The sequence below is a fragment of the Corallococcus sp. CA041A genome (genome assembly GCF_003612075.1).
Lineage (GTDB): Bacteria > Myxococcota > Myxococcia > Myxococcales > Myxococcaceae > Corallococcus > Corallococcus exiguus.
In genome coordinates, this window is the sequence record NZ_RAWF01000145.1 from 1 (window position 1) to 25,990 (window position 25,990).

Below are 25,990 nucleotides of genomic sequence, written 5' to 3' on the forward strand. Positions count from 1 at the left end.
CCCCCACCCACCCCGGGAGGAGGCGGCGGAGGCCCCTTGTCCCAGCCATCCTTCCAGAAGAGCCCCATCGCGCCCTGGCAGCTGAGGAAGAACAGCGCGGGGGTGACGATCTTCTTGGGCAGGTACTTCACGAGCCCCTTGCCGAGGACCCAGCTGAACGCCGAGCCGCCGATGAACTGCCCCACCTGCTGCTGTCCCCAGTCGAGGGTGTTCTGCTGAGCCTCGGGAGGCAGTGCTTTCCAGAGGGTCGCGACGGTCGCCGGATCGACCTTCAGCCCTGCGGCGTACCGGAGCCCCGCCCGGATCGCCCGGGCCGTGAGCAGGTTGTGGTACTGGATCACCTGCTGTTGCTGCGGACCCTGCAGGCCCAGTTGCCCGAGCGTGCGAAGCCCACCGACGAACAGCTGGGGAGGCTTGCTCGCGAGGCCGTAGTAGATGCCCCAGAAGAAGGGATACTGCTTTTGCTTGTCGTCGCCGCTCACGGTCATCGCTCCTTGGATGTGGGAGATTCCTCCCACGAAGAAGACGGTGAAGCCGTTCGCGCGTGAAGCCCGGACCGCCCGCACACCGGCTCAATGCCGGCTGAAAATCCGGTGGAGCCGGTACCTGGCTTTCATTGCCTGCGTGTCGCCACAGACCGGGCACCGGAAATGGGCTGCGTGGGGACTGGGCTTCGGAGCCGCCGCGGGATGAGCCAATGCCACCCCCGGCAGTGCCCCACGTGCCGTGGTGGCCTCCCTCCAGGCCAGGTCGCTGACAATCTGATCCGACAGCCTCTCCGTCGTTCCAAGCTGGACGGAGCCCATGTTGCCCGCGGTCTGACCTTGAAAGAGGGCGCGGCCCACCTCCGCGTTGCGCATCGCCTGACTCTCGGCTCCTGCAACCTGCGTCGCTCACCACCCCCTCCCGTGGCGACGCCGCGGACCGCCGTGAGGCGGTTGTTGAGCGCGGCGGTTGGACCGTTGGTCCAGGTGTATTGGATGGGATAGGTCGCGGGAACGGGCGTGAACGGCATCGAACCTCCATCAGGATGGGGGCGACGGATGCGGCGCCGAAGTATAGGCGAGAATGGACAAATCATCCCCGCCGGAGCAGGTCGGCTCGCATCGCTTCCACCGCGTCCTTGGCTTCCTTCAGGCCCACGCCGTGCTGGTCGCGGTAGAGCTTGATGGCCTGGATGAGGTTGTTGCTTCGAACGGCGCGCTCGATGGCGTCATTCACTTCCGGGCCGGACAACCCACTGGGTTCCAGGGACTCCATGCGCGCCCGGCCATCGCGCATCGCCTCCACTGCGTCCTTCGCTTCTTTCAGGCCGCAGCCATGAAGCTGCCGGTAGAGCTTGATGGCGTTGATCATCTGCCCGGACTCGATCAACTCCGCGAGGTTCCTCTGCCCCTCCGCCGGAGACAGAGGGCTGGGCGGCTCCGCTGGCTGCTCACGATGGGAGGAGCGCAACCAGAAGCCGATCAGGGCTCCCATGACCACTGCGATCAGCACCAACACCAGGAATGACAGGGACATCCCCCGAGCATACAGACGCAGTGGACTTCCAGGGACCCCAGGCTACCCGGGCACTCTCGCCCAGGCTCCGAAGGCCAGCTCCCCGATGTAGGTCGCACCCGCCTTCACGCGCTCCTCCGTGAGCCGCTGCTCGAGCGTGTCCACATCGAGCTCCGCCTCCGTCGCGACTCCGTGCTTCACGATTCGGGGAATCATCGCGCGGACGATGGCGCCCGTGGGATGCGCCTGGGTCGGCGTCTGCACGACGGCCACCGCCCGGACCTGTTCGACCGTGAGTCCCGCCTGCGTGAAGACCGACGCCAGGTCGAAGCCCATGTGGACGTTCGCGCCTTCGCGCTCCACCGTGCGCCAGATCCACTCACGCACCTGCGCGTGAAGCGGCAAGGGCCTGAGGCTCACCGGGCCCACCGTCGAGTCGTGCTCCTGGAAGACCACCAGCCCCCCGGGCTTCACGGCCCTCGCGAGACTCCGCACGGCGTCGACGGCGTCCGCCTGGTACATGAGCACCCGCCGTCCCACGACCGCGTCGAACAGGCCCTGCTCCCGCGGAAGCGCATGGAGGTCTCCCTCCACGAACGAGACGTTCGACAGGCCCTGCTCCCGAGCCCTCACGCGGGCCTGTTCAATCGCCCCGGCATCGCGGTCCACGCCCACGACCTGTCCCTGCGCGCCCACCTGGCTCGCGGCCATGAAGGTCACGTCGCCCCTTCCACAGCCGACATCGAGCACCCGCATTCCCGCCCGGAGTCCCGCGTCCGCCAGCAGCCTCTCCGTCATCGTCGCCACGTTGTCCATGCAACCGACGGTAGTCAGCCCGCGCCGCCCCCGGAAGAGCGCGGCTTCGGATGGCATCGGCGAATCTTTCGATCCGTGGGCCGACACCACCGGAGTCACCCGTGCACACCGAGCATCACTGCGGATACGAGTCCTTCGCGCGCTCCTTGCGCTCCTGCTCCATGCGCCGCTGCTCGTTCAGCTGGCGTTCCATCTCACTCGCGCCCCCGCGTCGCTCACGAAGCCTCTCGGGGTAGCTCGCGACGATGAGGGGGGCGAAGTGCTCGAGGGCCTCCTTGAGGTCGGGGAAGGGAACCTCCTTCTTCTCGACCAGGATCTCCCATGGCTCCGTCATGGAGCCACGGGTCATCTCGAAGCCGACTCCCCTGGATGCCCAGGTCGTCGGGACGTCGATGACGACGCTGATGTACTCACCCCGCGTGCACGGCTGGATGAAGACCGAGTCCGGGTGCTTGCGATGGCCTCGTTTGTCACGCAGTCGGTAGGAGAGCGAACAGGCCTCGAGCGGCCGGAGCTGCTCCTGGACCTGGGCCAGCTCAGGGAGTCCGCCCACGTCCGAGGTCGTCAGGAAGCCCCCCTCCTTGAGGCCGATGCTCACCACGCCCACGCCAATGCCAAGGGCGACCGTGGCACTGATGATGACGAATACCTTCGTGCTGGAGTGCTTGTTCACAGGCCGATGCTATATCCCAGCCTGCCCGTCAAAAGCGCAATACAACTGCAATAGCACCCCGAGCCCCGCGACATCCCGCGGAACATCCGGGTCTTCGCCCGGGGAGGCGGGAACGCGCGCTTCCCTCCGGCGGACATCACGCGGACGGATGCCGGCCTGCTGCGCGTCCTCCAGCAGCCTGCACCGGGGCGCCGCACGAAATTGAAGGGACCCCACCGCGGTCACTCCCCCTCCAGGTCGATTTTGCAACATGAGAAACAGCAGTTAACAATCCTGCCCGGCCTGGGCGCCGCACCTTGAGGGGCGACCACACGCTGCCCTACCACCCGGTTGAAACTCAACGGCCCATTGCCTGTAAGTACCTGAGCCGGCTGATTGAACCTCATCGCTGTTTGAAGGGCATTCCACCGGATCAGGTTGACCACCACACTCTGTGGACCGTACTGGGTCGAATACACGTAACGGACCCCAGCCAGGTTCATCTGGTTGAGGCCTTGCTGGATCAACTGCGCAAGGAACCAGTTCAGTGATTGAGCACTGGGCACATAATGCCCGGAGTTGTTGTCGACGGAGGTCAAGAATCCCTGGGCGTTCGTCGAGAAGCAACCGACAGCCATCGCCTGGCCTCCTGCCAGCATGCTGCTGTGCTTCTTCCTCGTGGCCGCGCCCACGCCCCTCGCCCCTTCGTCCTGCGTGACAAGGACCCGGCCGTCCATTCCAACCGCGAAAAGCCCATTGTAATTGAGGAATTCCCGGGTACTGCTCCAGATGTGGCGATCCCTGGCGCGGACGATCTTTCCCCCCACGATCTCCACCTCGGCGTGGGCTTGCCGATCGGCATCGTAGTAGCGGACGTTGTTTCGAAAGATCCCCATCTGGTCCAGCCGTGAGAGGGCTTGATCCACCGTGAACGACGGATGGTCATGGCTGGCACCGCCAGGAATGGCCAGGTCAAACAGGTTCCGCGCAGCAACGTTGAGACGCATCGGCATGGAAGACTCCCCCTCTGCAACACCCCCCTCGAAACCAGGACATCGGGTGTTCGTGGACTTCCAGCCTGAGGCAGCAACCCAGACATTGCAAGAAGATCAAAACATGATGGAGACACTGGAAAGGCAACCCCAACCCATCCAGTCTCGTAGCTCAGGGTGACGATGAAACCCTGTCGGTCAAGTCTGGACGCAGGATGGCGAGCTCGAAGCCATCCTGCGTCCGGATTGCGTTCTCAGGGCTCGCTGAAGCCGCCGCGCACCCACGCGTTTGCTACGTCCCGGGTGAACTTGAAGTTCACCGGCACGCGATGCTTCGCGACGGTCGCGCCAGCGTCGTCGATGGCTGACAGCAGCGCGTGGGGGTCATACTCATCGGCCACCATCTCGAGCCGGACCTCGTACCAGAGGCCCTCCCAGGCGATGGAGAGCTTCTTGGTCATGGCCTGATCGTGCTGTCGCGCGGAGCGATCCAGGACCTCCGAGGCCGTCTTCACGAAGGTCGCGAACGCCGGCGCATCAAAGGGCTTGGGATTCTTCTTGTCGCGGCCCATCACCCACGGGCTGATGAGTACGGGCTCGGGGATCCCCTGCTTGCGGATCTCCACGGCCCAGCCGTCGTCGTCCTCGTTCTTGATGACCTTGGCCGTCCAGCCGTTCTTCCGCCAGAACGTGGGCTCCATCACTTCGGGTTCGGCGGGCGTCTGCTCGTTGCTCATGGCATTGCTCATACTCCCCCGGGTGACACCTCGCCAGGACACAATCCTGGAACCGGAATGCATCACGGCGGCGGCGCGGGGCTCCTATCCATTCAGAGAACAACGCTGCAAGGGAGCCCATCGATGACCTTTCTTCCTCGTGGTCTGGGGGTGCGGCTGCTTGCCTGCTCCCTGGTGCTGACGGCCTGCGCTGAAACCCGGGGGACACCGGATGCCGGCACGCCCCCTGTCGTGGCCTGGGATGGCACCTCCACCCCCATCGAAGAGAAGAGCGATTGGATTGACCGCGGTGTCTTCGCTCCTTGCGAGTTCACCCCGCCACTGGGAACCGAGATCGACTGCGACACCCCGGCCCTCTTCAACCTGTCGCAATGCAACCCGAGCGCGCTCCGCACGGCGTCACGGCACGGCATCTACCAGACCGAGCTGCGACCGGACACCGGCGAGTACCCTTGGGGCGGAGCTGGCCTCCTGCTCCCGGAAGGGGGCGGCACGGGAACCTCGAACTTCGATCGCTTCACCCGGCAGCAGTTCGATGACCAGGGCATGCTCCTCACGAGCGTCTTCACCACGACCCGGGGCGTGGCCATCAAGACCGCGCTGGCGGGCTGTGACGTGCCCCAGCCCCACCACATCACCGGCTGCTATGCGGTCTGCACCAACGGCGTGCTCACGGAGAAGGGGACGTTCGACGCGGACCGCCTGGTCTTGAGCCGCGGTGAGGCAGAGTCCTCCGGGGGCCTGAACCTCGTCTCCGAGTCCGTCGTCGGGATTGGCCATCCGGTGGATGTCTACGTCACGAAGAACCATGCCTACGTGGTGTCCATCCAGCTCAAGCCGGACATGCCCTCGGGAGGCCTGACGGTCTTCGACGTCAGCGACCGCAACCACCCCGTGTTGAAGAAGGTCATCTCCCTGCCGGGCGACGGGTACTGGAACGCCGCGTGGGCCAAGGACGACGTCCTCTACGTCGCCACCAAGGCTTCCGGCGTCATCCTGTATGACATTTCAAACCCGGGGGATCCGACCTACCTCCGCAGCGTGCCCAGCGGCGCGCCCCCGAATGTCCACACCCTGTTCGTGGATGGCAACCGGCTCTACGCCATGGCGCTGCGGCCCGCGCAGACGATCATCTTCGACATCACGTCCCCGCGAGACCCCGTCCTGCTCAACCGCGTCGTCTTCTCGTCCGAGGAGTTCGTCACCAGCTATCCGCACGACTCCTTCGCCTACGAGGGCCGCCTCTACATCAACCACACGGACATCGGCTTCCTGGTCACCGACCCGAGCGACCCGATGCAGGTCAAGGAGCTGGGCAAGTACCACTACAACCGGCAGTACAGCCATGCCAGCGCGGTGGGGACCTTCGCGGGCCGCACCATCGCGTTCGAGGGCAGTGAGCAGGAGGGCGCGCACCTTCGCGTGCTGGATGTCACCGACCCGGCGAACATCCAGCTCATCGGCGAGCACCGGCTGCGTCCCACCACCTCCATCCACAACATGATCCTGAAGGGCACGAAGCTGTACGTCGCCTGGTACCAGGAAGGCGTGCGCGTGTTCGACGTGGCCAACCCCACGCTCCCCAAGGAGATTGCCTGGTTCAACGCCTACCGTGAGACCGACCCGAAGCGGCTGGGCGTCGTCTACGAGGGCGTCATGGGGATGCGCGTCCCGGGCGACGGGTTTGTCTACGCGGTGGACACCTCGCGCGGGCTGCTCATCTTCAACGAGCCCTGAGCGCGCGAGAAGTGAGAGGGAGGAGCCTGCGCTCCTGAGACGATCGGGTCCCCTGGCCGTCGCATTCTGCTCACGCGGAAAGGACGTGCGGACACTGAACGTCCAGCGGGCCAGGGCCTAGATCCACGGCGCAGTCGAGGAAGCAAGGCAGGCGTCCCCTGCCCTCTTCCGTACACGGTCGGCACGCCGCCCGAAGGAGGATCGAAGTGCAAGCTCCCCACATTGTCTCTCCATTCATGCACGTGCGCAGACGCGCCATGGGTGCCATCGCATGGCTCGCGCTGGTCACCCCATGGATTCCGCTTCAGGCTCACGCGGAGCAACCGCCGCCGCCGTGCCATCCCAACCCGAATGCCAACGCGGATGTCGCCACTGTGGCCAAACGTGGGGACATCGTCGCGCTGCCCACGCCGCTGAAGGATCGGATCCTCCGGCTCGCAAGCCGGCCGCACACCTTCCTCCCCATGCAAGCCTATGCGGAGGCGGACACGCCGAGCCAACTCTTCCAGTACTACCTGCTGGATACCAATGGCTTCGAGCGCAACGTCTTCGTCAGCATCATTCCCGGCGTCAATGACACCGCGATGTTGACGGCCACGGGCGGCAACTGCGGTCTTCCTACCATCGCGTCGGTACGGCTCGTCGTCGAGCCGAAGCCCGGGCTTCCCACCGACCCGAACAACGTCCGTGCCTTCATCGACGTCTTCACGGACATCTCCGGGCTCTTCGTCATCAACAACGAGAGCGGGTGGTACGAAGGCTGGATGATCCACGACCTGGTCGTCCCGCCGGTCGCGCCCCCGCGTCCTGACGGGCGTGCCCAGTTCGGCACGATGACCGCCGCCGATGCGGCGATGCTGGCGAAGATCGGCCACCACAACAACGTCCCCGGGAATCTCTTCACGACGGATGGGAAGGGCGTCCGGTTCCCGAGCGAGAACGATCGCTTCCCGTGGATTCAGAGCAACGTCGTTCCCATCCAGCTCAGCATGGGGGCGTACAACGCCCTGCAGCAACTGGATGTCCACAACTACTGGGAGTTCAACTACACCACGAACTGGGTCCACCCGCTCTACGAGCTGCCGTTCACCGGTGGCTTCCCCGACAAGATTGGGGCGCCTCCTGACGCCTTCGAGGACGGTGAGATTGGCTTGCTGAAGTCAATCGTCCCCGGCTCGGGGCCCCTGGGCGTGAAGAACTTTCCGCAAGAGTATGGAGACAGCCCGTATCGTCCCCGCGATCCGGACCTCTTCGACGCGGAAATCGACTCCCAGCGTGAGTTCCGCCAGCGATTCATCCCGAGCGGGCTCGCCAACGAAATCTTCCTGGATGTCTATGTCCGGCTGGCGTCGTTCATGCCCTGGGAGAAGAACCTGAACCGCCGCCTCTTCCAGGCCTATGCCCGGGAAGTCGCGCGGGTCGACATGAATGGTGACGGCGTCGTCTCGGCCGCCGAGGGCGACGTCGACTCCTCCTCGGATGGCTTCGCGGACAACTCGCGGTTGTTCATCCCCGCCACGGCGTTCAATCGCTTCGCGGTGACTCGCGAGATCAACGATGGCTATCTCGCACCTCGCTTCGCCCCCAGTCAGCGCGCCTGGCTGCTGACGGGCGGGCGCCAGGAGGTCAGTCCCACGGTAGACGCCTCCGCGGGGCGAGACGGCGACGACCGCTGAAGGACCCGGAGGGGTCTCGGTTCCGTGGCACTCCTCGCTGAGCGCCGCGGAACCGGGACAAGGCCACGAACTCCGTGCGCTTGCACCGCCGCATCAGCGCCTCGCAGGAGCGGCGGCACGGAGTCCTCCAGGACCTCCTGGGGGAGGGCTAGAACTTCTGGCGTGCCTGGCCGTTGAATGCCGCCATGGCCCACTTCGTCCCGTTTGCCCTGCGCGCGCTCCTGCCGCTGGGAGTCGCAGCCGTCTTCGTGACGTTATCGCCCCAGGTCCTCGCGGCCCGGGCGACCTCACGCTCCCTGGGGGGCGAAAACCGCTACCTGACCCATGTCACCACCGACAAGCCGCTCTACCGCCCCGGGGAGCAGGTGCTGGTGCGGGGCCTGGTGCTGGACGCCCTGAACCGCAAGCCGTACGCGGGCTCACTCCATGCGCAGGTGGAGGTGCGCGGGCCCAAGGGGGACGTCGTCACCACCAGCACGGCTTCCACGGCGGACTCCGTCTGGGGCTACGCCTGGCCCATCCCCGCTGGCCAGGCCGGCGGCGAGTACACCCTGCGCGTCACCTATCCGTGGACGGGCGCGGCCCCCGCGGAGCGGAAGTTCGACGTGCGCGCCTACCGGGCCCCCCGGCTCAAGTCCCAGATTGAGTTCCTCCGGGACGGCTACGGGCCGGGCGACACCGTCACCGCCACGCTGGACGTGAAGCGCGCGGAGGGCGGCGTGCCCGCGGGCGCGAAGGTGACGGCCAACGCGCTCGTGGATGGCGCCAACGTGGCGCAGGTGCCGTGCACGGTGGACGCGAAGGGGCGCTGCACGGTGAGCTTCCCGCTGCCCGCCGCCATGGAGCGCGGCGAGGGCACGCTGGCCTTCACCATCCAGGACGGCGGCGTGGTGGAGTCCGCCGCGAAGACGATCCCCATCCTCCTCCAGACGCTGGACCTGGCCATGTACCCGGAGGGCGGCGACCTGGTGGCGGGGCTCGCCTCGCGCGTCTACTTCGAGGCGCGCACGCCCGCGCGCAAGCCGGCGGACCTGATGGGCCGGATCGTGGAGGTAGAGAGCGGCAAGGTCGTCGCCCGCGTGAGCTCCGAGCACGAGGGCCGTGGCCGCTTCGAGCTGACCCCGCAGGCGGGGGTGCGGTACGCGCTGCGCATCGACTCGCCTTCAGGCATCCGGAAGAGCTTCCCGCTGCCGGAAGTGAAGCCGAGGGGCGCCGTCATCCGCGTGCGCGACGACGTGGTTCCCGCGGGCAAGCTGGTGCAGCTCGTCGTGGGCCTGACCAACGTCGGCCGCGCGACGGTGACGCTGAGCCAGCGCGAGGTGCGCGTCGCCTCCGCGGTGCTGGACGACGTGAAGGGCGGGCCGGTGACGTTGAACCCCGGCGAGGCGGACGGCGTGCTCGTCGCCACGGTGTGGGACCACGACGGGCGGCCCCTCGCGGAGCGGCTGGTGTTCCGCCAGCCCTCGAAGGAGCTGTCGGTGGAGCTGAAGGCGGACCGCACGCGCTACGTGCCCGGTGGCCCCGTGCAGCTCACGGCCCGGACGACGCGCGGCGGTCAGCCGGTCTCCGCGCTGGTGATGCTCACCGTGACGGATGACGCGGTGCTGGAGCTCCAGGAGAAGCGCGACCAGGCGCCTCAGCTCCCGGTCATGGTGTTGCTGGAGCCGGAGGTGAAGGAGCTGGCCGACGCGCAGCTCTACCTCGACTCGAAGAATCCGAAGTCCAAGCTGGCGGTGGACCTGCTGCTGGGGACGCAGGGCTGGCGGCGCTTCGCGCTGACCGACACGAAGGCCTTCCTCGCCCGGCATGGTGACGCGGCGATGCGCGTGCTCGCGGTGCGCTGGCCGCCGGAGCCCGTCCGCAAGCCCCGGCCGTCCGCCATCGCCAAGGCCGGACGCGGCGCCGCCGTGGGGGGCATGCCGCGAATGAAAGAGCCCCTGATGGACCGGAACGTCGTGGACGAGGATGTCGCCTTCGCCGGCGAGGCCGAGGGCGCGGCCGTCCCCCAGATGGCCCCCGTCGCCGCGGCGGCTCCGCCTCCCATGCCCCCGGCGGATGCGCCCGCGGAAGTGGAGGCACCGGCCCCCGTGCTCCAGGCGGCGAAGGAGGAAGAGGCGCCAATGGAGCGCAGGAGGAGCCTTCGCGCGAAGCGGGACTTCAACGCCGACGACAAGCAGGTCATCCAGGGGCAGCTGATCTACCTCCGCGAGTTCGCGCACACCGCGCGGCCCAACCGCAAGTCGGGAGACCGGGTCGACTTCGCGGAGACGCTCTACTGGAACGCCGGGGTGCGCACGGATGCCCGCACCGGCGAGGCGCGGGTGTCCTTCGCGATGAGCGACTCGGTGACGACGTTCAAGGCGTTCGCGGGAGCGGTGGGCGGTGACGGCGCGCTCGGTTCGGCGGTGGCGGAGCTGGAGTCCGTGCAGCCGTTCTACGCGGAGCCCAAGCTGCCGCTCGAGGTGACGTCGGGAGACGTGGTGCGGCTGCCGGTGGCGCTGGTGAACGGGACGGAGGCGCGGCTTTCGGGCGCGGGGGTGAAGGTGGAGCTGAAGGGAGACGTGAAGGTCTCCGGCGGCCCCACGCTGGACCTGGCCTCGCAGGCGCGCGGCCGGCAGCTCTTCTCCCTGGAGATTGGCCAGGAAGCCAAGCCGGTGGACGTGAAGCTCACGGCGAGCGCGGGCGAGTTCACGGACGTCGTCACCCGCACGCTGTCCATCAAGCCCCGGGGCTTCCCGGGCCGCGTGTCCTACGGCGGGCTGGTGTCCGCGAAGGCACCGGCGGCGCATCAGGTGGTGCTGCCCAAGAGCCTGGTGCCCGGCACCGTGCGGACGTCCATCGCCGTGTACCCGGGCCCGCTGGCCAACATGACGGAGTCGCTGGCCCGCCTCATCCAGGAGCCCTCCGGCTGCTTCGAGCAGACCAGCTCCACGACGTACCCCATGACGATGGCGCAGCAGTACTTCCAGACGCACACCGGCGTGAACCCGGAGCTGGTGGCGAGCGCGAAAGAGAAGCTGGAGCGCGGCTACCAGCGGCTGGTGGGCTACGAGACGTCCGAGAAGGGCTACGAGTGGTTCGGGCAGAACCCCGGCCATGAGGCGCTGACCGCGTTCGGCCTGCTGCACTTCACGGACATGCGCCAGGTGCGCGACGTGGACACCGCGATGATGGAGCGCACGCGCGAGTGGCTGCTCCAGCAGCGGGACGGCCAGGGCGGCTTCAATCGCAAGCGCCGCGCGCTGCACGTGTGGGTGGAGGACCCGGACACGTCGAACGCATACATCGTCTGGACGCTGCTGGAGAGCGCGGGCCAGCCGGCCTCGCAGGCGAAGGAGCTGTCGCGCGAGGTGGCCTCGGTGAAGGCCGCGGCGGCGAAGAGCACCAACAGCTACGTGGTGGCCCTGGCGGCCAACGTGCTGGCGCTCGCCGGTGACACCGCCGAGGCCCGGAAGCTGATGGGCCGGCTCGCCTCCGCGCAGGGGAAGGAAGGCGTGGTGGACGGCGCGACGCAGTCCATCGTGGGCAGCATGGGCGAGACGCTGAACATCGAGACCACCGCGCTGGCGACGCTGGCGTGGATGCGCGACCCCGCCTACGTGGGCAACGTGGAGCGCGCGATGAAGTTCCTCGCGGAGTCCAGCGACGGTGGCCGCTACGGCGCGACGCAGAGCACGGTGCTCGCGCTGCGCGCCATCATCGCCTACGACAAGGCGCGCGCGTCCAAGCTCACCCCGGGGCTGGTGCGCGTCTACGTGGATGGCCGTCCGGTGGGCGAGCCGGTGCGCTTCGACGGCTCCTCCCAGGAAGCCCTCAAGCTGCCCGACGTGAGCGCGCTGCTGGGCACGGGCGAGCGCCGCGTGGAGCTGCGGATGGAGGGAGGCGCGGAGCTGCCGTACTCGGTGGAGGTCACCTACAACATGCTGACGCCGGACAGCTCCAAGGACACGGCCGTGACGCTGGAGGTGGCGCTGGCGAAGACGGCCCTCACCGAGGGTGAGCCCACGGAGGCGCGGGTGGTGGTGGCCAACCGCACGGGCCAGAAGCTGCCCACGGCGGTGGCCATCTTCGGCGTGCCGGGCGGACTGGAAGTGCGCCACGACCAGCTCAAGGAGCTGGTGAAGCGGCAGGTGGTGGATGCGTACGAGGTGCTCGGGCGCGACGTCGTCCTGTACTGGCGTGGCATGGAGCCGAACAAGCGCATCGACGTGCCGCTGTCCCTGGTGGCCGCGGTGCCCGGCACCTACACGGGCCCGTCCAGCCGCGCGTACCTGTACTACGCGGACGAGCACAAGGTGTGGAGCGAGGGCGTGAAGGTCTCCATCGCACCGAAGCCGTAGCCGGACCGAATCGACCGGGCCTCCGACCAGGGACCGGTGGGCATGACGTATAGGCAGGTACACCCGTACCTGCTCCCGTCCATGACCCACCGGCCCCAGCCCTCCCGTCCTCCCCAGTGCCGGCGAGCCCTCTTCGTCGCGCTCGCCCTCATCCTCCCGCTCACCACCGCTTGTGGTGACGAGGAGCCCATCCAGAAGCCCGGCCCCGTCGAACCCCAGGCAGATGCGGGCGGTCAGGATGCGTCCACCGTGACGACGCCCGACGCCTCGTGTGCCGGCGCCACCTGCGATGCGGGGGGCATCGTCGAATCCCCCGACGCGGGCCCCGCGGATGGCGGTGTAACGGATGCCGGCACGGCGGATGCCGGCGCTCCGGATGCCGGCCCGGACGTGCCCCTGCCCCTGCCTGTCGACCTGAGCGCCCCGTCCGAGCTGCTCGTGCGCGGCGACGACTTCGCGGTCTTGCGCGTCGGCGTCGAGCGGCACGAGGGCTTCACCGGTCCCGTCACCCTTTCCATCCGTGGCCTGCCCTCCGAGTTCTTCGTGGCCGACCGGAATGTGTCGGAGGGCACGAGCGCGGCGGCGCTGGTCGTGAGTGTGTCCGGGCGCGTCGGGCCGGGGACCCGCCTTGACGCCACGCTGGTGGCCACCGCGGAGGGCCGGTCCACCTCGCGTCCGTTGCGGATGCTGGTCGCGGGCCCCTCCTTCACGCTGGACCCCACCTTCCCCGTGGTGCCCCTGGGCTGGGCGGATGGGTCGCGGTTCCTCGATGTATCGCCGGACGGCAAGCTGCTCACGGCCTATCCCATCGCCAACGCCTCCTGGCCGAGCGCCCAGGGCTTCGTGCTCGAGCGCCACCATGCGGACGGCATCCCGGACCTGACGTTCGGGATGCTCGGGTCGGCGACGCACACGCGTCCGGCGGTGTCTCGCATGCTCGCGTTCAAGGCCCTGCCTACGGGAGGAAGCCTCGTGGCGGGCACCGCCGCCGACTGCCACGACGGCGACAACGCGACCCCCTGCACCTTCCTCGTCTCGCGCCACCTCGCCACGGGCATGCTCGATACGAGCTTCGGGGACGAGGGCGTCGTTTCGACGCGGTTCAATGCCGCGCCCCGCTCCCTGGTGAAGCTCCTCGCGGACGAGGCGGGCCGGGTGTCGGTGGCCCTGACGTACTACGACTACGACCTGACCCAAAGCGGACCCTACGTCTACGCCGTGCAACGGTGGGAAGCGGATGGCAGGCCTGTCGCGGGGTTCGGGACGGAGGGGCGGGCAACGTACGCGCTCCCGGCCTATGAACAGCGCTTCAACAACCTACGCGAGGCCCTCCAGACGAAGGACGGAACCGTGGTCATCGCCGTCTCGCTCTTCGACAGTGGCAGCCCGGGCAACCACGGACTGGGGTTCGTCCGCATGGACGGCAAGACCGGGCAGGCCAGGTGGTCGGTGGAAAGCAGCCCCAATCTCCATCGGAACGTCGCCACGGACGGGCACGGCCGGTTCGTCTCACTCCTCAACACGTATGCCCCCGGTTATGACCTCCTCGTGCAGTGGTACGACGAGACCGGCACGCGCATCTACTTCGGCACGGGAAGCACCACGATGCCGCCGCGCCAGCTCGCCATCGGCTCGGCCAATGAGTTGTTCTTCGATGACGCAGGCACGCCCTACACGGTGGGACAGATTGAGGGGGGTGGAGGGCTGGCGGTGGTGCGCTTCACCCGGCACGGGCCGGTGGACCCGGGGTTTGGCACCAACGGCATCCTCCGGTTGGACGTCCGGCTGAACTCCGTGTCTGGCTTCATCCGTGAGCCCAATGGCTGTCTGCTCGCGAAGACGGTGCCGGAGCCGGGACTGGTCCGCTTCTGGCCGTGACGTGACAGCCTCTCTCTACGATAGAACGGGGGCTTCTTCCCGTGCCGCACCCTTGGCCCACCCCGCCACCACCAGCGCCTACCGCGCGCCGCAAGACGGTCAGCCCGTGCCAGAGCGCACCCCAACGGCGGCGCCCGTGACCTGCAGCACCTGGCTGGGTGGAACTTCAGATTCTGAGCGCGTTTCCCGCGCAACTTCCGCGCGCGGTCCGGGTTCATGGGGGCTTTCCTGGAGGAAGTCCCCATGAAGCGAAGCGGAACGACGCAGTTCATCTGGGCGTGCGCGCTGTGGGCCCTGGGCACCGCCGGCTGTGGAAGCCCGGAGGACACGTTCGACTCCGGCGATGGCGTGACCTGGGGAACGTCCCAGGCGGCCCTCACCGTGTACGAGCAGGCCGCGCTGGATACGGCCAACAACGCGGCGGGCTGCAAACCGCTCGGGAACTTCTACTGGGAGATTGGCAACGGGTCCGGGCTGCTCTACGGCCTCACGAAGGGCAGCGGCGTCACGGCCACGACGGTGATGCCCATCGCGTCCGCGAGCAAGTGGTTGTACGCAGGGGCCTACGTGCAGTCCAAGGGCTACGCGAACCTGACCTCGGACGACAAGAAGCGGCTCAACTTCACCAGCGGCTACATCGACGAGAACACTACCCTGTGTGACGCCGCCGGGACGACCGTCTCCGCGTGCTACGGACCGTCCTTCAAGGACGTCACCTATCGCCCGCTCCAGAACGGCCGCTTCTTCTACAACGGCGGGCACATGCAGAAGCTGGCCCTGGATGACATCGGCGCGCGCAAGGGCACCGGCCTCCTGAGCGTCATGGATTGGCTCAATCCCTTGCTGGGCACCACCTTCCCGGAGTCCGACAGCGACGTCGCCGTGGCTGGAGGTTTTTCCGGCAGCGCGGCGCAGTACCGCGTCTTCCTGCTGAAGATGATCAACACCCAGTACGCGCTGTCCTCCAAGCTGACCGTGGACTCCGTCCCCGCCTGGTCCGGAGGACCCAACGTGGCCTACACGCCGTGGTCCGCCGCGGGCGAGGCGTACTACGGGCTCGGGCACTGGATTGAAGGAGAGACCGTCGGCAGCTCCTGGACCGTGACGGGCCACTCATCGGCGGGGGCGTTCGGCTTCTATCCCTGGGTGAACGCGGCCAGGACCCGGTACATGGTCCTGGCTCGCAGCCGTCAGCTCGGCAACGAGGAGGGCGAGAAGTCACGCGCCTGTGCCCAGACCGTCCGCAAGGCGTACGAGACGGGCGTGGCACAACCGTGATCAGGGCATCCTGTCCTTGCGCATGAACACCCGCCGGCTCTCGTCGAGCCCCCGTGCAAGATGCTCGGCCCGGATGACCTCCAGGGCCGGCGTCAGGGTCTCGACGACCCGGAAGCCCAGCCGCGCGTAGTAGGGCGCGTTCCACGGCACGTCGCGGAAGGTGGAGAGCAACAGGGCGGGCCATGCCGGCTCGAGGGCCGAAATCAGCGCGGCGCCCAACCGCCGTCCGGCATGGGTCGGCAGAACGTCCAGTTGCTCGATGTAACCGCAACCCTCCACGGGTCGCGCCATCAGGAATGCGACCGGACGCCCATCCTCCCCTTCCGCGACGGTCAGCCCGCCCGTGGCGATGCGGGCCGCGAGCGTGGCCGAGTCGGTGGGTTCATCCTCCACCAGGGCCGCGAGGTCCGTGCCCAGGAAACGGCGCGCGGAGAGGCGCTCGATTTCGCGCACACGCGCGATCTCGTCGAGGCGGGCGGGGCGCAGGCGCGCAGAGGGATGCACACTCATGGGACAGGCAGTGTGCCCCCGCTCGCAACACCGCGGGCGAACATCCGTCCCAGCCACGCGTCGCGCGTCGAAATGCAGGCGCGCGCCACGTCAGACTGGGGGGCGATGTCGTAGAAGCCATGGAAGGCTCCGCCCCAGACGTGCAGTTCGCACTCGCCGCCGGCATCAAGGATGCCGCGCGCATATGCGACGGCTTCATCCCGGAACGTCTCCCCTGCCGCGACGTCGATGAAGGTCGGCGGCAGCCCCCGCAGGTCCGTGGCGCGCGCGGGCGCTGAATAGGGAGACACGTCCGGGCCCCCACAGCGCTCGCCCAGCACCGCGCGCCAGGCCGTCAGATTGCTGGTGCGGTCCCAGACTCCGACGCCGTCATACCGACGGGCGGATTCCGTCTCGTTGCGGTCATCCAGCATCGGGCATTGCAGCAGTTGACCCAACAGCTTCGGGCCGTGCCGATCCCGGGCCAGGAGCGTGGTTCCGGCCGCGAGCCCGCCACCGCCGCTCCCGCCGAAGATGACCAACTGCTTCGGATCAAACCGCAGCCGGTCGGCGTTCGCAGCCATCCAGAGCAGCCCGGCGTAACAGTCCTCCACCAGGGTCGGCGCCGGATGCTCGGGCGCCAGCCGGTACTCGACCGTCACGCAGACCGCGTCATGACGGAGCGCCCAGTCCACGAGCGGCTTCGCTCCCGCGAAGCGGGTCCCCATCACCATCCCGCCGCCATGGATGAAATAGACGGCAGGCCCCGGAACCGAGTGGCCCTGCCGGGCAATGACCGAGACCGTGATCTCTGCGCCCTGATAACCGGGGATGCTGTAATCGACGCAGTGGACCTTCGCGTCGCCAATCAGGTCCTCCCGGGCCACGCGGCTCAAGCCACGGAAGTGCTCCAGCTGCGCCAGCGTCATCTGCCGGGGCACATACCCCTCCAGCGCGGGCAGGAGGGCGGCCAGCTGTGGGTCGAACTCAATGGGGTGAGCGCTCATCCTCGAAGAGGATCAAGCCTCGACGCTCGCGTCAAACGATCTCTGCATCTGAACGCTGGGCCGAGAAGCAGAGGTTGCTCTTCTTGTTCACGAGGAGGCGCTTTACGCGTCGCTGAAGCGCGCTGTCACGGCGTGGTGGTCGGAGGCCGTGCCTACGTCCACCACTTGAGCCGCGAGCAGCCGCCAAGCCAACGTGGGCGAGGCGAAGACGAAGTCCGTGCGGAAGTCGATGACCTCCCCCTCGCGTTGGCGCCGGGCGGTAACCCACTGGGAATCGGCCGGCTTGAGTCGGAGTGTGTCCAGCCAGCCGAAGCCCTCCAGGTCGTCAATGACGTCGAAGCGTGGCGGGTGGCCATACTTGTCCACCCGCGCACGGCGGACGCGGTCGGCCAGGTCCACCGGATAGGGATCCGCGCGGGACAGGGAGTTGAGGTCCCCGGCCAGGATGAAGGCCCGCTCACCAAAGGCCGCGGGCTCGATGAGGGAGCGCAGATAGCGCGCCTCCACGAAGCGCAGGGACTCATGGTGGGAGTCGAAGTGGGCGGCGAAGAGGGTCAGCGGCTCCGCGCCCGTCTCCAGTTCACACTCAAGGAGGCAGTGGCCGATGAAATGGGCATTGGCGTGGGCGCGAACCGAGCGCAGGGGCAAGCGGCTCGCGACGGCCACGTGGTAGCGGCTGCCGCTGGGACGGGGACGCGCGCTGCCCAGTCTCACGTGGGCGTCGGTGGCGGGGAGGTTGAGCGCGGCGGCGACCTGACGGAGCCGCTCGCCGTCCTCCCAACCCAGGCACTCCTGCAGCACGAGCACGTCCGGGCGCTCACGGGCGATGAGGGCCAGGAGCAGCGGCATCCGCTCCTCGCCTCCCATCAGGGTGTTGAGCGTCATCACCTTCAGCGGCATGCCGGACAGACTACCTCCGCGGGCATCATGCGAATACGGCTCCGCCTGGGATACTCCGGAACGAGGTAGAACCGGACCACCCCGCCTCGACCCCAGACAGCGACACCTTCGAGCGGGAGTTCAGAGTCCCCGTTCCTCCTGGAGGTACACGCCGATGACCGCCGCACGTTGGAAGAACCCGGGCGCGATCGGACTCGATGCGCTGCTGTCGGGCCTGCTCGCCGCGCCTTGGGTTTATGTCGTCGCCTTCAATGCGCTCTTCGCGTTTCCACCACCCTTCGCCTTGATGGTGGCCCCCCTGTTGCTCATAGCGACACTGGACCTCGGACTGGAGGCGTTCGCACGGCTCCATGGGTTCACGCGGCTCCGGCGACTGGGAGCGGCCCTGTCGGTAGGTAGTCTGCTCACGAGCCTCTGGGTCCTGTCGGGCTTCACGCTGATGACCGATTCCGAGCGGCTGGGATTGCTGGCGACTGTTTGGCTCGGGGCCTCACTGGCCTGCCTCATCATCTGGTTGGCGATCGGCGTTACTGGCCCCGCGGTGCTCCTCCATTCGCGCCTAGACTCGCCGATGAGACGGCGAGCCGCGCTGGCCGTGGCGTTACTGCTGTTCGGTGGCCTTTTCGCGCTTTGCCTTCACTACTTGTTGACGCCCGCGAGATTCATCGGGGGTCCGCCTTCGCCAGTTCCCATCGGATAAAGGACTCCGCGGGCCACCTCCCCTTCCGCCCGCTTCTCCATGACCCGCCGGTGGGGTCCAGCTGGGTCTTGAGGCACGTGCTCCGCCATGGAAGGCTCGCTGGATGGAAACCCAGGAGAACAGCAGCCTTCGAAGCGTGTTGCTGACCCAGCTGGACACGGCCTGGGCGCTCACCCAATACCATCTCAACGGGCTCACCACGCAGGAGTGCCTGCTCCGGCCCGCACGAAAGGGCCTGCACGTGGAGCAAGGCACGGACGGCGTCTGGCGCGCGGAGTGGCCGGAGTCAGAGGGCTATGACATCGGGCCCGCGTCCATCGCCTGGCTGACCTGGCACATGGGGTTCTGGTGGTCGATGGTGCATGACCACTCGTTTGGTACCGGCGCACTGAAGCGCGAGGACGTGCACTGGCCCGGAACCGCCGAGGGCGTGCAGGCATGGATCACACGCCTGCACGACCAGTGGCGAAGCGCCGTCATGGGGCTGGACGACTCCGAGCTAGACGCGTCGACGCGCACCCGGTGGCCCCTGGAGGGCAGGCCCTTCGCGGACATCGTCGCGTGGGTGAACGTGGAGCTGATGAAGAACGCGGCGGAGTTGGGCTACGCGCGCTTCGTCCTGGCCGTGGCGGACAGATAGCTGAATCAGACGTCGCCGCTGGCGGTTCCCACGATGCGGATGTCGCTCGACGCTGGATTGCTGCACGTCGCATCGATGCTGACCCGCCAACTGGGAACATCCGAATGGACGATGAGCGTCCCTCTCCATGCGGAGCAGGCGGTCGTAGCGCTACCGGAATGAATGGTGACTCTCGAATCCGGCAGCGTCACGACTTGTCCAGCCAGCGGAAGCGGGCGGCCGATGATGACCTGGACGGAGCGGCCGATCATCTCGGGGCAGCTTCCCGTCGTCTTGGGCGGATCAATGTAGAAGGTGAAACTGTTCTGGTCGCAGGTCGAAGGCGCCACGCAATAGTTTTCCTTGTCCCTTTTTTCATCGAAGCCAAAGGTCTGACCCGAGATGGCGGGGCTCGTGAACGACCAGTCACAAGTGGCCTTCGCGGGCCGGCAGCAAGCCGTGGCGCCACCGGGACAATCCGTCGTGAAGCAGCCCACCGGATTGCTGTCCGAGCCTCCGGCACAAGCACCAAGGCTGAACGCATCCCTGCCAGAGCGGCTGCACGAGAAGAGGTGCGCGCCGTCGCAGAAGGTCCTGCCGGGCTCGCAGACAACCGCGCCCACGAGGCTGTCGGAAACGGTGACAAGGGACTCCGGAGACATCTGGGGTCCCAGGGACCCTTCATCCCCCAGACAGGCAGTGACGAGAGACAGGAAGACACACATTGAAACCACGACGAGGGAGCGCGTTGGCATGGCGGAACCAATAGGCCTCCGCACCCTCTCCGTTGAATCCCTCCGGAGGGGTATGCCCGCGCTTGACTATCCAAAAGCCTCAACTTATGCGTCGCGCATGCAGCGCGTGGCCGTGGCCGAGAACAAGATCTTCCAGGCACTGGCGGACCCGAACCGCCGGGCGATTCTCGTGTCACTCACGCGTGGCGAAGCGGCGGTGAAGGACCTCACGGCGCGATTCGACATCTCGCAGCCCGCGGTCTCCCAGCACCTCGCTGCCTTGAAGAGCGCTGGCCTGGTGAAGGGCCGGCGTGAAGGGCGTTGCACCTACTACCGGGTGGATCCACGCGGAATGAAGCCGCTCATCGACTGGATCGCGCACTACCGCGCGTTCTGGTCGGAGCACGTCGACCGCCTCGAACAACTGCTGGAGAAAATGGACCCATGACCTCCTCCGACAAGACCGCCGCTCAGCGCCGTTCGAGCCCCGCGGACAGCCATGACCTCATCCGCGTCCAGGGCGCTCGCGAGAACAACCTGAAGGACGTCAGCGTGGAGCTGCCCAAGCGGCGGCTCACCGTCTTCACGGGCGTCTCCGGCTCCGGCAAGTCGTCGCTCGTCTTCGGCACCATCGCCGCGGAGTCCCAGCGGTTGATCAACGAAACCTACAGCGCGTTCGTCCAGGGCTTCATGCCCACGCTGGGCCGCCCCGAGGTCGACGTCCTGGAAGGACTCACGACCGCCATCATCGTCGACCAGGAGCGCATGGGCGCGAACTCCCGCTCGACGGTCGGCACCGCGACGGACGCCAACGCCATGCTGCGCGTGCTGTTCAGCCGCCTGGGCAAGCCTTACATCGGTTCGTCCAACGCGTTCTCCTTCAACGTCCCGTCGGTCCGCGCCTCAGGCGAGATGACCGTCGAGAAGGGCGAGGGCAGCAAGACCGAGAAGAAGGTCTTCAACGTCACCGGCGGCATGTGTCCGAAGTGCGAGGGCATGGGGCAGGTCAGCGACATCGACCTGACCCAGCTGTATGACGACAGCAAGTCGCTCAACGAGGGCGCCCTCACCATCCCCGGCTACAACGTGGACGGCTGGCTCGTGCGCATCTTCGGGGCCTCGGGCTTCATCGACCCGGACAAGCCGATCCGCAAGTACACCAAGCAGGAGCTTCACGACTTCCTCTACAAGGAACAGACCAAGGTGAAGGTCGACAAGATGAACCTCACCTACGAGGGGCTCATCCTGCGGATCCAGAAGTCGTTCCTGTCCAAGGACGTGGACGCCATGCAGCCGCACATCCGTGCGTTCGTGGAGCGCGCGGTCACGTTCACCTCCTGCCCCGAATGCAAGGGCACCCGGCTCAGCGCGCCCGCCCGGTCCTCCAAGATCAAGGGCATCAACATCGCCGACGCCTGCGCGATGCAGATCAGCGACCTGGCCGAGTGGGTGCGCGGCCTGGACTCGCCATCCGTCGCCCCGCTGCTGGCGTCGCTGCGGCACACGCTCGAATCGTTCGTGGAGATCGGCCTGGGTTACCTCAGCCTCGACCGGCCCGCCGGCACGCTGTCGGGCGGTGAGGCGCAGCGCACCAAGATGATCCGCCACCTCGGGTCCTCGCTCACGGACGTGACCTACGTCTTCGACGAGCCGACGGTCGGACTGCACCCGCACGACATCCAGCGGATGAACGAACTGCTGCTGCGGCTGCGCGACAAGGGCAACACCGTGCTCGTGGTCGAGCACAAGCCGGAGATGATCGCGATCGCAGACCACGTCGTCGACCTGGGCCCCGGAGCCGGCACCGCTGGCGGCGAGGTGGTCTTCGAAGGCACCGTCGAGGCGCTGCGCGCGAGCGACACGCTCACCGGGCGCCACCTGAGCGACCGGGTCGCCCTGAAGTCGTCCGTGCGCAAGCCGTCTGGCGTGCTGAAGGTGCGCGGCGCCGGCACACACAACCTGAAGAAGGTCGACGTCGACATCCCGCTCGGCGTGCTGGTGGTGGTGACCGGCGTGGCGGGGTCCGGCAAGAGTTCGCTGATCCACGGCTCGGTGGGCAACCGGGACGGGGTGGTGTCCATCGACCAGGCTCCGATTCGCGGCTCGCGGCGGAGCAACCCGGCGACGTACACCGACCTGCTGGAGCCGATCCGCAAGGCGTTCGCGAAGGCCAACGGCGTGAAGCCCGCCCTGTTCAGCGCCAACTCCGAAGGCGCCTGCCCGACCTGCAATGGCGCCGGTGTCATCTACACCGACCTGGCGATGATGGCCGGCGTCACCACGGTCTGCGAGGACTGCGAAGGCCGGCGGTTCCAGGCGTCGGTGCTGGAGTACAAGCTCGGAGGGCTCAACATCGCCCAGGTGCTCGACCTGCCCGTGAAGGACGCGGTCGCCTTCTTCGGCTCCGGCAAGGCGCAGACGCCGGCCGCGTCCGCCATTCTTCAGCGCATGGCCGACGTGGGCCTCAGCTACCTCCGGCTCGGCCAGCCACTCACCACGCTGTCGGGTGGCGAGCGGCAGCGGCTCAAGCTCGCGACGCACATGGGGGACGAAGGCGGCGTCTACGTGCTCGATGAGCCGACCACCGGTCTGCATCTGGCCGACCTCGAGCAGCTGCTCGGGCTGTTGGACCGGCTGGTCGACTCCGGGAAGTCCGTCATCGTGATCGAGCACAACCAGGCGGTGATGGCGCACGCGGACTGGATCATCGACCTGGGGCCGGGCGCGGGCCACGACGGCGGACGCATCGTGTTCGAAGGCACCCCGGCCGACCTGGTGGCGGCGAAGTCGACGCTGACCGGCAAGCACCTGGCGGAATTCGTCAGTGGCGCTGCGAAGGCTGCCTCGGGGAAGGCACCCGAGCCGACCCGGGCTCGTTCCCAGAAGAAGTCTTAGCAAGACGGGTCTCCGAGCCCCCCGCGCGACGGAATGGTAGCCTCTCCCCGGCAGTCGTCCTGACACCGGGGAGAATCATGGCAATCACGATGTCACCGCAGGAGTACGCCACGGCGTTCCGCATTCTCGCGGCGTCCGCAAGGCATCCAACGAACCTCCACCAGATCGTCACGGAGAGACTGCTCCCAGGTCTCTCCAAGCACCCCACCCTGCTGGACGTCGGAGCGGGGGCGGGCAAGGTCGCGGAACGGCTCGCGCCGCACTTCGACTCGCTCACCCTGCTCGAACCCCACCCCGAGCAGAGCTCCGGCTTCCATCATGAGAAGGCGACGGTCATCCCTGTCCCCCTGGAGCGGTACGCTTCCAATGACAGATATGACCTCGTCGTCTGCTCGCACGTCCTGTATCACGTCCCTGTGTCTGAATGGGGCGGCTTCATTGACAGACTGCTCGGCTTCGTGCGGCCCGGCGGCAGTTGTCTGATTGTGATGGCCGCCGCCCGCGGGCCGACCCATGCGATGTGCCGTGAGTTCTCCGACTCCCTGCATTTCAGCGAGGAGGTCGTCGCCGAGTTGCAGCGGAAGCACCTACCCCACGAGGCGATCCCGACGATGAGCGGGTTCGCCGCGCAGACCTTCGAGGAGATGTACACGCTCTGCCGCTTCCTCGTGCTGGAGGGGTGTTACACGGCCGCGCAGCTGGCGGTCCTGAACCCGGACGAGGCGGGAAGGCTCGATGCGCGAATCCGTGCGCATGCCGAGCGTTGCCAGCAGCCTGACGGAACGTACCGGCTGGAACAGGATGAGGATGTGATCCTCATCTCCCGGTAGCCGTCACGCCCACCCTGGAGGCGACGTCTTCCAGGACGTCGCGGGGAAGCTTCAAGGCCTGGCTGAACTCCGCCTTCAGGGCATCAGGCACCGGAGGCTCGCGCGCGTCGAGCGCCGCGAGCACCCGCTCCGCCCACGCGAGGAACGCAAGCCCCTGCCGCGCCAGGGATTGGGCGAAGGGAAGAAACGCCACTTCGACCCGGGGCGAGAGGGGTTTCTCCGAGGCGCTCCGGTCCTCCATGCTCAAGACGTCCCCCTGGCGCCAGAGCCGCATGTGTGACTCTTCCCAGGGGTTGGCGCCCGCCTCCGCCGCGCCATCGAGCAGCGCCTTCAGCGCGAAGAACCAGCTCCAGGTCATCCAGAACTCGTCCACCGAGCCGTCATCGCTGAAGGGGTGGCCGCCCACGTCGATGAAGAATCCGCCCTGGAAGCTGCAACAGGTCACGGACGGGCGACGGAGGTACATGTCCACCGCTTCGGCCTCCAGCCCCTCCAGGGACTGAAGCGGCACCCAGTCCGAGCCGATGAGTACGCGGAACTCCGCATGGAAGGGTGAGGGAGCCATGGGGAAGAGCGTAACGCATCCCCTTGCATGGACAGTGTCTGGAGGGGAACCGGGGTGATGGCGGGTCTCCCGCGTATCCTGGCGCGATGAACGCCCTTGCCCTGCTCGCCCTGATGGTCCCAGCCGCGTCGCCTGACTACGGCTCGCCGCAACCCTGGTACACGGTGGGCCCGCTGCTGAGCGTGAGCCGCCGCCAGGAGGACACCACCTGGGGCGTGGGCCTGGAGTCCACGCTCAACGTGGCGATGCACAACAACAGCATGAGATCCTTCAGGTCGGGCGCCGTGGGCGTCTTTGGACAGGGGCAGTGGATGGACGGCGACCATGCGCGGCTGTGTGGCGGCGTCCAGGGCACCTTCCTGCTCTTCGGGCTTGAGGCGGGCGTGGCCCACGAAACGGGGACGGCGGCCCACCGGCCCACGACGTCGCTCCACGTGGCGCCCTTCCTCGGCTTCGTCTACGGCTCCGTGGGCCTCCGCTTCAACGTCCCCTTCCAGGACGGACGGGACCTGTCGGGCCGCCTCCCGTATGGCCGGGAGATTGGCCTCACGCTGACCCTCAAGAAGCCCTTCTCCCCCATGCTCTGATCGTGCCCCCATGAAGCCCGAACCCATTGTCCCTGTGGGGCCCGGGGCGTCCGTGTCGAGCTGATGGACCTGGACGAGGTGTATCCGGACGTCCTGGTGGAATGGGGGCTCAAGCCCGCCGAGCCAGGCCTCTCCCCGCCCGAGCCCGTGGGGGAGTCAGGCATGCTGTTCGCGAGCTACGTGGACGTGCCCGGCCTGCGCACCCAGCTGTTCGATGAGGCGCGACGACAGGAGGCCCAGGTCGCCGCCTCCCAGCTGCGGGTGCGGATCACCCGCCCCGGGCAGACCTTCCCGGATTGGACCTGGGATGTGCTCTGGGCACGGCGGGACTGAGGACCACCACGGTCGCAGGTGCTCCAGCACGGCGCAGAGCACGTCCGCCTGCGCGAATCGCTCCGAGGGGTCCTCCGCGAGACAGCACGCGATGACGGCGGCGAAGCCCGGATTGATTCCAGGGAGCCACTCCGTCAACAGCGCCGCCGGGCCACGCCGCGCCGGAGGCAACCGGCCCGTGCACAGCTCGAACAACAGCAACCCCAGCGCGTGGAGGTCACTCCGCGGGGTCGCGGACTCGCCCATGCGGATCTCCGGCGCCAGGTAGCGCGGCGTCCCCACCACCTCCCGCACCACTCGAGGCGCCGTGACTCCGCGCCCCACGAACGTCGCGAGCCCGAAATCGATCAGCTTCACCGTGCCGTCAGGTTTCAGGATGGCGTTGCCGGGCTTGAGGTCGCGGTGCAGCACCCCACCCTGGTGCGCGGCGCGCAGCCCTGACGCGAGCCCCTCCGCGATGTCGAGCACCCGCTGCCATGGCAGTGGCGTCCGCAGCTCCGCCAGGCTCTTTCCGTCCACGTACTCGTAGACGAGGTACGGCCGCCCGTCGAACTCACCCGCGCCATACATGGTCACCACGTTCGGGTGCTGGATCCGTGCGATGGCGCGCGCCTCGGTGGCGAAGCTCGCGAGCATTCCCGCATCCGGCTGGAGCGCGACACACACCTTCAGCGCCACCCGTCGCTCCCCCGTCGCATCCCGCGCCAGGTAGACGGCCCCCATGC

23 protein-coding genes are annotated in these 25,990 nt (G+C 67.6%); 11 read left to right on the top strand and 12 right to left on the bottom strand.

What is annotated here, in order from left to right:
- From D7V77_RS24520 to D7V77_RS24545, 6 genes are all read right to left on the bottom strand, one after another.
- Positions 1–482: hypothetical protein (locus D7V77_RS24520; protein WP_147452145.1), on the bottom strand; the 482-nt coding region annotated here is incomplete at its 3' end.
- A 595-nt stretch (positions 483–1,077) separates the two neighbouring features.
- Positions 1,078–1,521: a hypothetical protein gene (locus D7V77_RS24525; protein WP_158624488.1), complete on the bottom strand. Its 444-nt coding sequence runs from the start codon at positions 1,519–1,521 to the stop codon at positions 1,078–1,080.
- 42 nt (positions 1,522–1,563) lie between these two features.
- Entirely contained in the window at positions 1,564–2,373 is an 810-nt protein-coding gene (locus tag D7V77_RS24530; protein ID WP_120578725.1) for a methyltransferase domain-containing protein, read from the bottom strand.
- Between the two features lie 58 nt (positions 2,374–2,431).
- Positions 2,432–2,989, bottom strand: a complete 558-nt coding sequence (locus D7V77_RS24535) for a hypothetical protein (protein WP_120578726.1) — start codon at positions 2,987–2,989, stop codon at positions 2,432–2,434.
- Between the two features lie 221 nt (positions 2,990–3,210).
- Entirely contained in the window at positions 3,211–3,981 is a 771-nt protein-coding gene (locus tag D7V77_RS24540; protein WP_120578727.1) for a hypothetical protein, read from the bottom strand.
- 233 nt (positions 3,982–4,214) lie between these two features.
- Positions 4,215–4,697: a hypothetical protein gene (locus tag D7V77_RS24545; protein ID WP_120578728.1), complete on the bottom strand. Its 483-nt coding sequence runs from the start codon at positions 4,695–4,697 to the stop codon at positions 4,215–4,217.
- Between the two features lie 123 nt (positions 4,698–4,820).
- Here D7V77_RS24545 and D7V77_RS24550 point away from each other — a divergent pair, with 123 nt between their 5' ends.
- From D7V77_RS24550 to D7V77_RS24570, 5 genes are all read left to right on the top strand, one after another.
- Positions 4,821–6,434: an LVIVD repeat-containing protein gene (locus tag D7V77_RS24550; protein ID WP_120578729.1), complete on the top strand. Its 1,614-nt coding sequence runs from the start codon at positions 4,821–4,823 to the stop codon at positions 6,432–6,434.
- A gap of 257 nt (positions 6,435–6,691) precedes the next feature.
- Positions 6,692–8,110, top strand: coding sequence for a hypothetical protein (locus D7V77_RS24555; protein WP_199733850.1), 1,419 nt, complete (start codon positions 6,692–6,694; stop codon positions 8,108–8,110).
- Between the two features lie 185 nt (positions 8,111–8,295).
- A complete protein-coding gene (locus tag D7V77_RS24560) occupies positions 8,296–12,450 on the top strand; it encodes an MG2 domain-containing protein (protein ID WP_120578730.1) in 4,155 nt (1,384 codons plus the stop codon).
- 42 nt (positions 12,451–12,492) lie between these two features.
- Positions 12,493–14,328, top strand: a complete 1,836-nt coding sequence (locus tag D7V77_RS24565; protein ID WP_126934845.1) for a hypothetical protein — start codon at positions 12,493–12,495, stop codon at positions 14,326–14,328.
- A 243-nt stretch (positions 14,329–14,571) separates the two neighbouring features.
- Positions 14,572–15,606: a hypothetical protein gene (locus tag D7V77_RS24570; protein ID WP_120578732.1), complete on the top strand. Its 1,035-nt coding sequence runs from the start codon at positions 14,572–14,574 to the stop codon at positions 15,604–15,606.
- Here D7V77_RS24570 and D7V77_RS24575 read toward each other — a convergent pair whose 3' ends face one another.
- From D7V77_RS24575 to D7V77_RS24585, 3 genes are all read right to left on the bottom strand, one after another.
- The gene (locus tag D7V77_RS24575) at positions 15,607–16,116 is read right to left on the bottom strand and encodes a GNAT family N-acetyltransferase (RefSeq protein WP_120578733.1); all 510 of its coding nucleotides are present in this window, start codon (positions 16,114–16,116) and stop codon (positions 15,607–15,609) included. It abuts the gene before it with no gap.
- Positions 16,113–17,102 (bottom strand): alpha/beta hydrolase, encoded by a 990-nt coding sequence (locus D7V77_RS24580; protein ID WP_120578734.1) that lies wholly within the window; start codon positions 17,100–17,102, stop codon positions 16,113–16,115. Before D7V77_RS24580 ends, D7V77_RS24575 begins: the two co-directional genes overlap by 4 nt.
- Positions 17,103–17,204: 102 nt before the next feature.
- Positions 17,205–18,002, bottom strand: coding sequence for an endonuclease/exonuclease/phosphatase family protein (locus D7V77_RS24585; RefSeq protein ID WP_120578735.1), 798 nt, complete (start codon positions 18,000–18,002; stop codon positions 17,205–17,207).
- 154 nt (positions 18,003–18,156) lie between these two features.
- Between D7V77_RS24585 and D7V77_RS24590 the strand changes: the two genes are divergently transcribed.
- The gene (locus tag D7V77_RS24590) at positions 18,157–18,702 is read left to right on the top strand and encodes a hypothetical protein (RefSeq protein WP_120578736.1); all 546 of its coding nucleotides are present in this window, start codon (positions 18,157–18,159) and stop codon (positions 18,700–18,702) included.
- A gap of 103 nt (positions 18,703–18,805) precedes the next feature.
- On the top strand, positions 18,806–19,342 hold the full coding sequence (locus tag D7V77_RS24595; protein ID WP_120578737.1) for a DinB family protein: 537 nt from the start codon (positions 18,806–18,808) through the stop codon (positions 19,340–19,342).
- Positions 19,343–19,347: 5 nt separating this feature from the next.
- Here the strand turns inward: D7V77_RS24595 and D7V77_RS24600 are convergent, their stop codons facing one another.
- The gene (locus D7V77_RS24600; protein WP_120578738.1) at positions 19,348–19,983 is read right to left on the bottom strand and encodes a collagen-like protein; all 636 of its coding nucleotides are present in this window, start codon (positions 19,981–19,983) and stop codon (positions 19,348–19,350) included.
- A gap of 190 nt (positions 19,984–20,173) precedes the next feature.
- Between D7V77_RS24600 and D7V77_RS24605 the strand changes: the two genes are divergently transcribed.
- The 3 genes from D7V77_RS24605 (at position 20,174) to D7V77_RS24615 (ending at position 23,780) form a co-directional block, all read left to right on the top strand.
- Complete coding sequence (locus D7V77_RS24605) at positions 20,174–20,503, top strand: helix-turn-helix transcriptional regulator (protein ID WP_120578739.1); 330 nt, start codon at positions 20,174–20,176, stop codon at positions 20,501–20,503.
- Positions 20,500–22,950, top strand: coding sequence for an excinuclease ABC subunit UvrA (locus tag D7V77_RS24610; protein ID WP_120578740.1), 2,451 nt, complete (start codon positions 20,500–20,502; stop codon positions 22,948–22,950). Before D7V77_RS24605 ends, D7V77_RS24610 begins: the two co-directional genes overlap by 4 nt.
- A gap of 77 nt (positions 22,951–23,027) precedes the next feature.
- Positions 23,028–23,780: a bifunctional 2-polyprenyl-6-hydroxyphenol methylase/3-demethylubiquinol 3-O-methyltransferase UbiG gene (locus D7V77_RS24615; RefSeq protein ID WP_120578741.1), complete on the top strand. Its 753-nt coding sequence runs from the start codon at positions 23,028–23,030 to the stop codon at positions 23,778–23,780.
- On the opposite strand, the gene D7V77_RS24620 is transcribed toward D7V77_RS24615, so the two are convergent.
- The gene (locus tag D7V77_RS24620; RefSeq protein WP_120578742.1) at positions 23,767–24,345 is read right to left on the bottom strand and encodes a hypothetical protein; all 579 of its coding nucleotides are present in this window, start codon (positions 24,343–24,345) and stop codon (positions 23,767–23,769) included. The two genes, D7V77_RS24615 and D7V77_RS24620, sit on opposite strands and share 14 nt — an antisense overlap.
- An 86-nt stretch (positions 24,346–24,431) precedes the next feature.
- On the opposite strand from D7V77_RS24620, the gene D7V77_RS24625 reads away from it, so the two are divergent.
- Entirely contained in the window at positions 24,432–24,932 is a 501-nt protein-coding gene (locus tag D7V77_RS24625; protein ID WP_120578743.1) for a hypothetical protein, read from the top strand.
- Between the two features lie 156 nt (positions 24,933–25,088).
- Here the strand turns inward: D7V77_RS24625 and D7V77_RS24635 are convergent.
- Positions 25,089–25,990, bottom strand: a 902-nt coding sequence (locus D7V77_RS24635; RefSeq protein ID WP_120578744.1) for a serine/threonine-protein kinase, incomplete at its 5' end; no start/stop codon positions are given.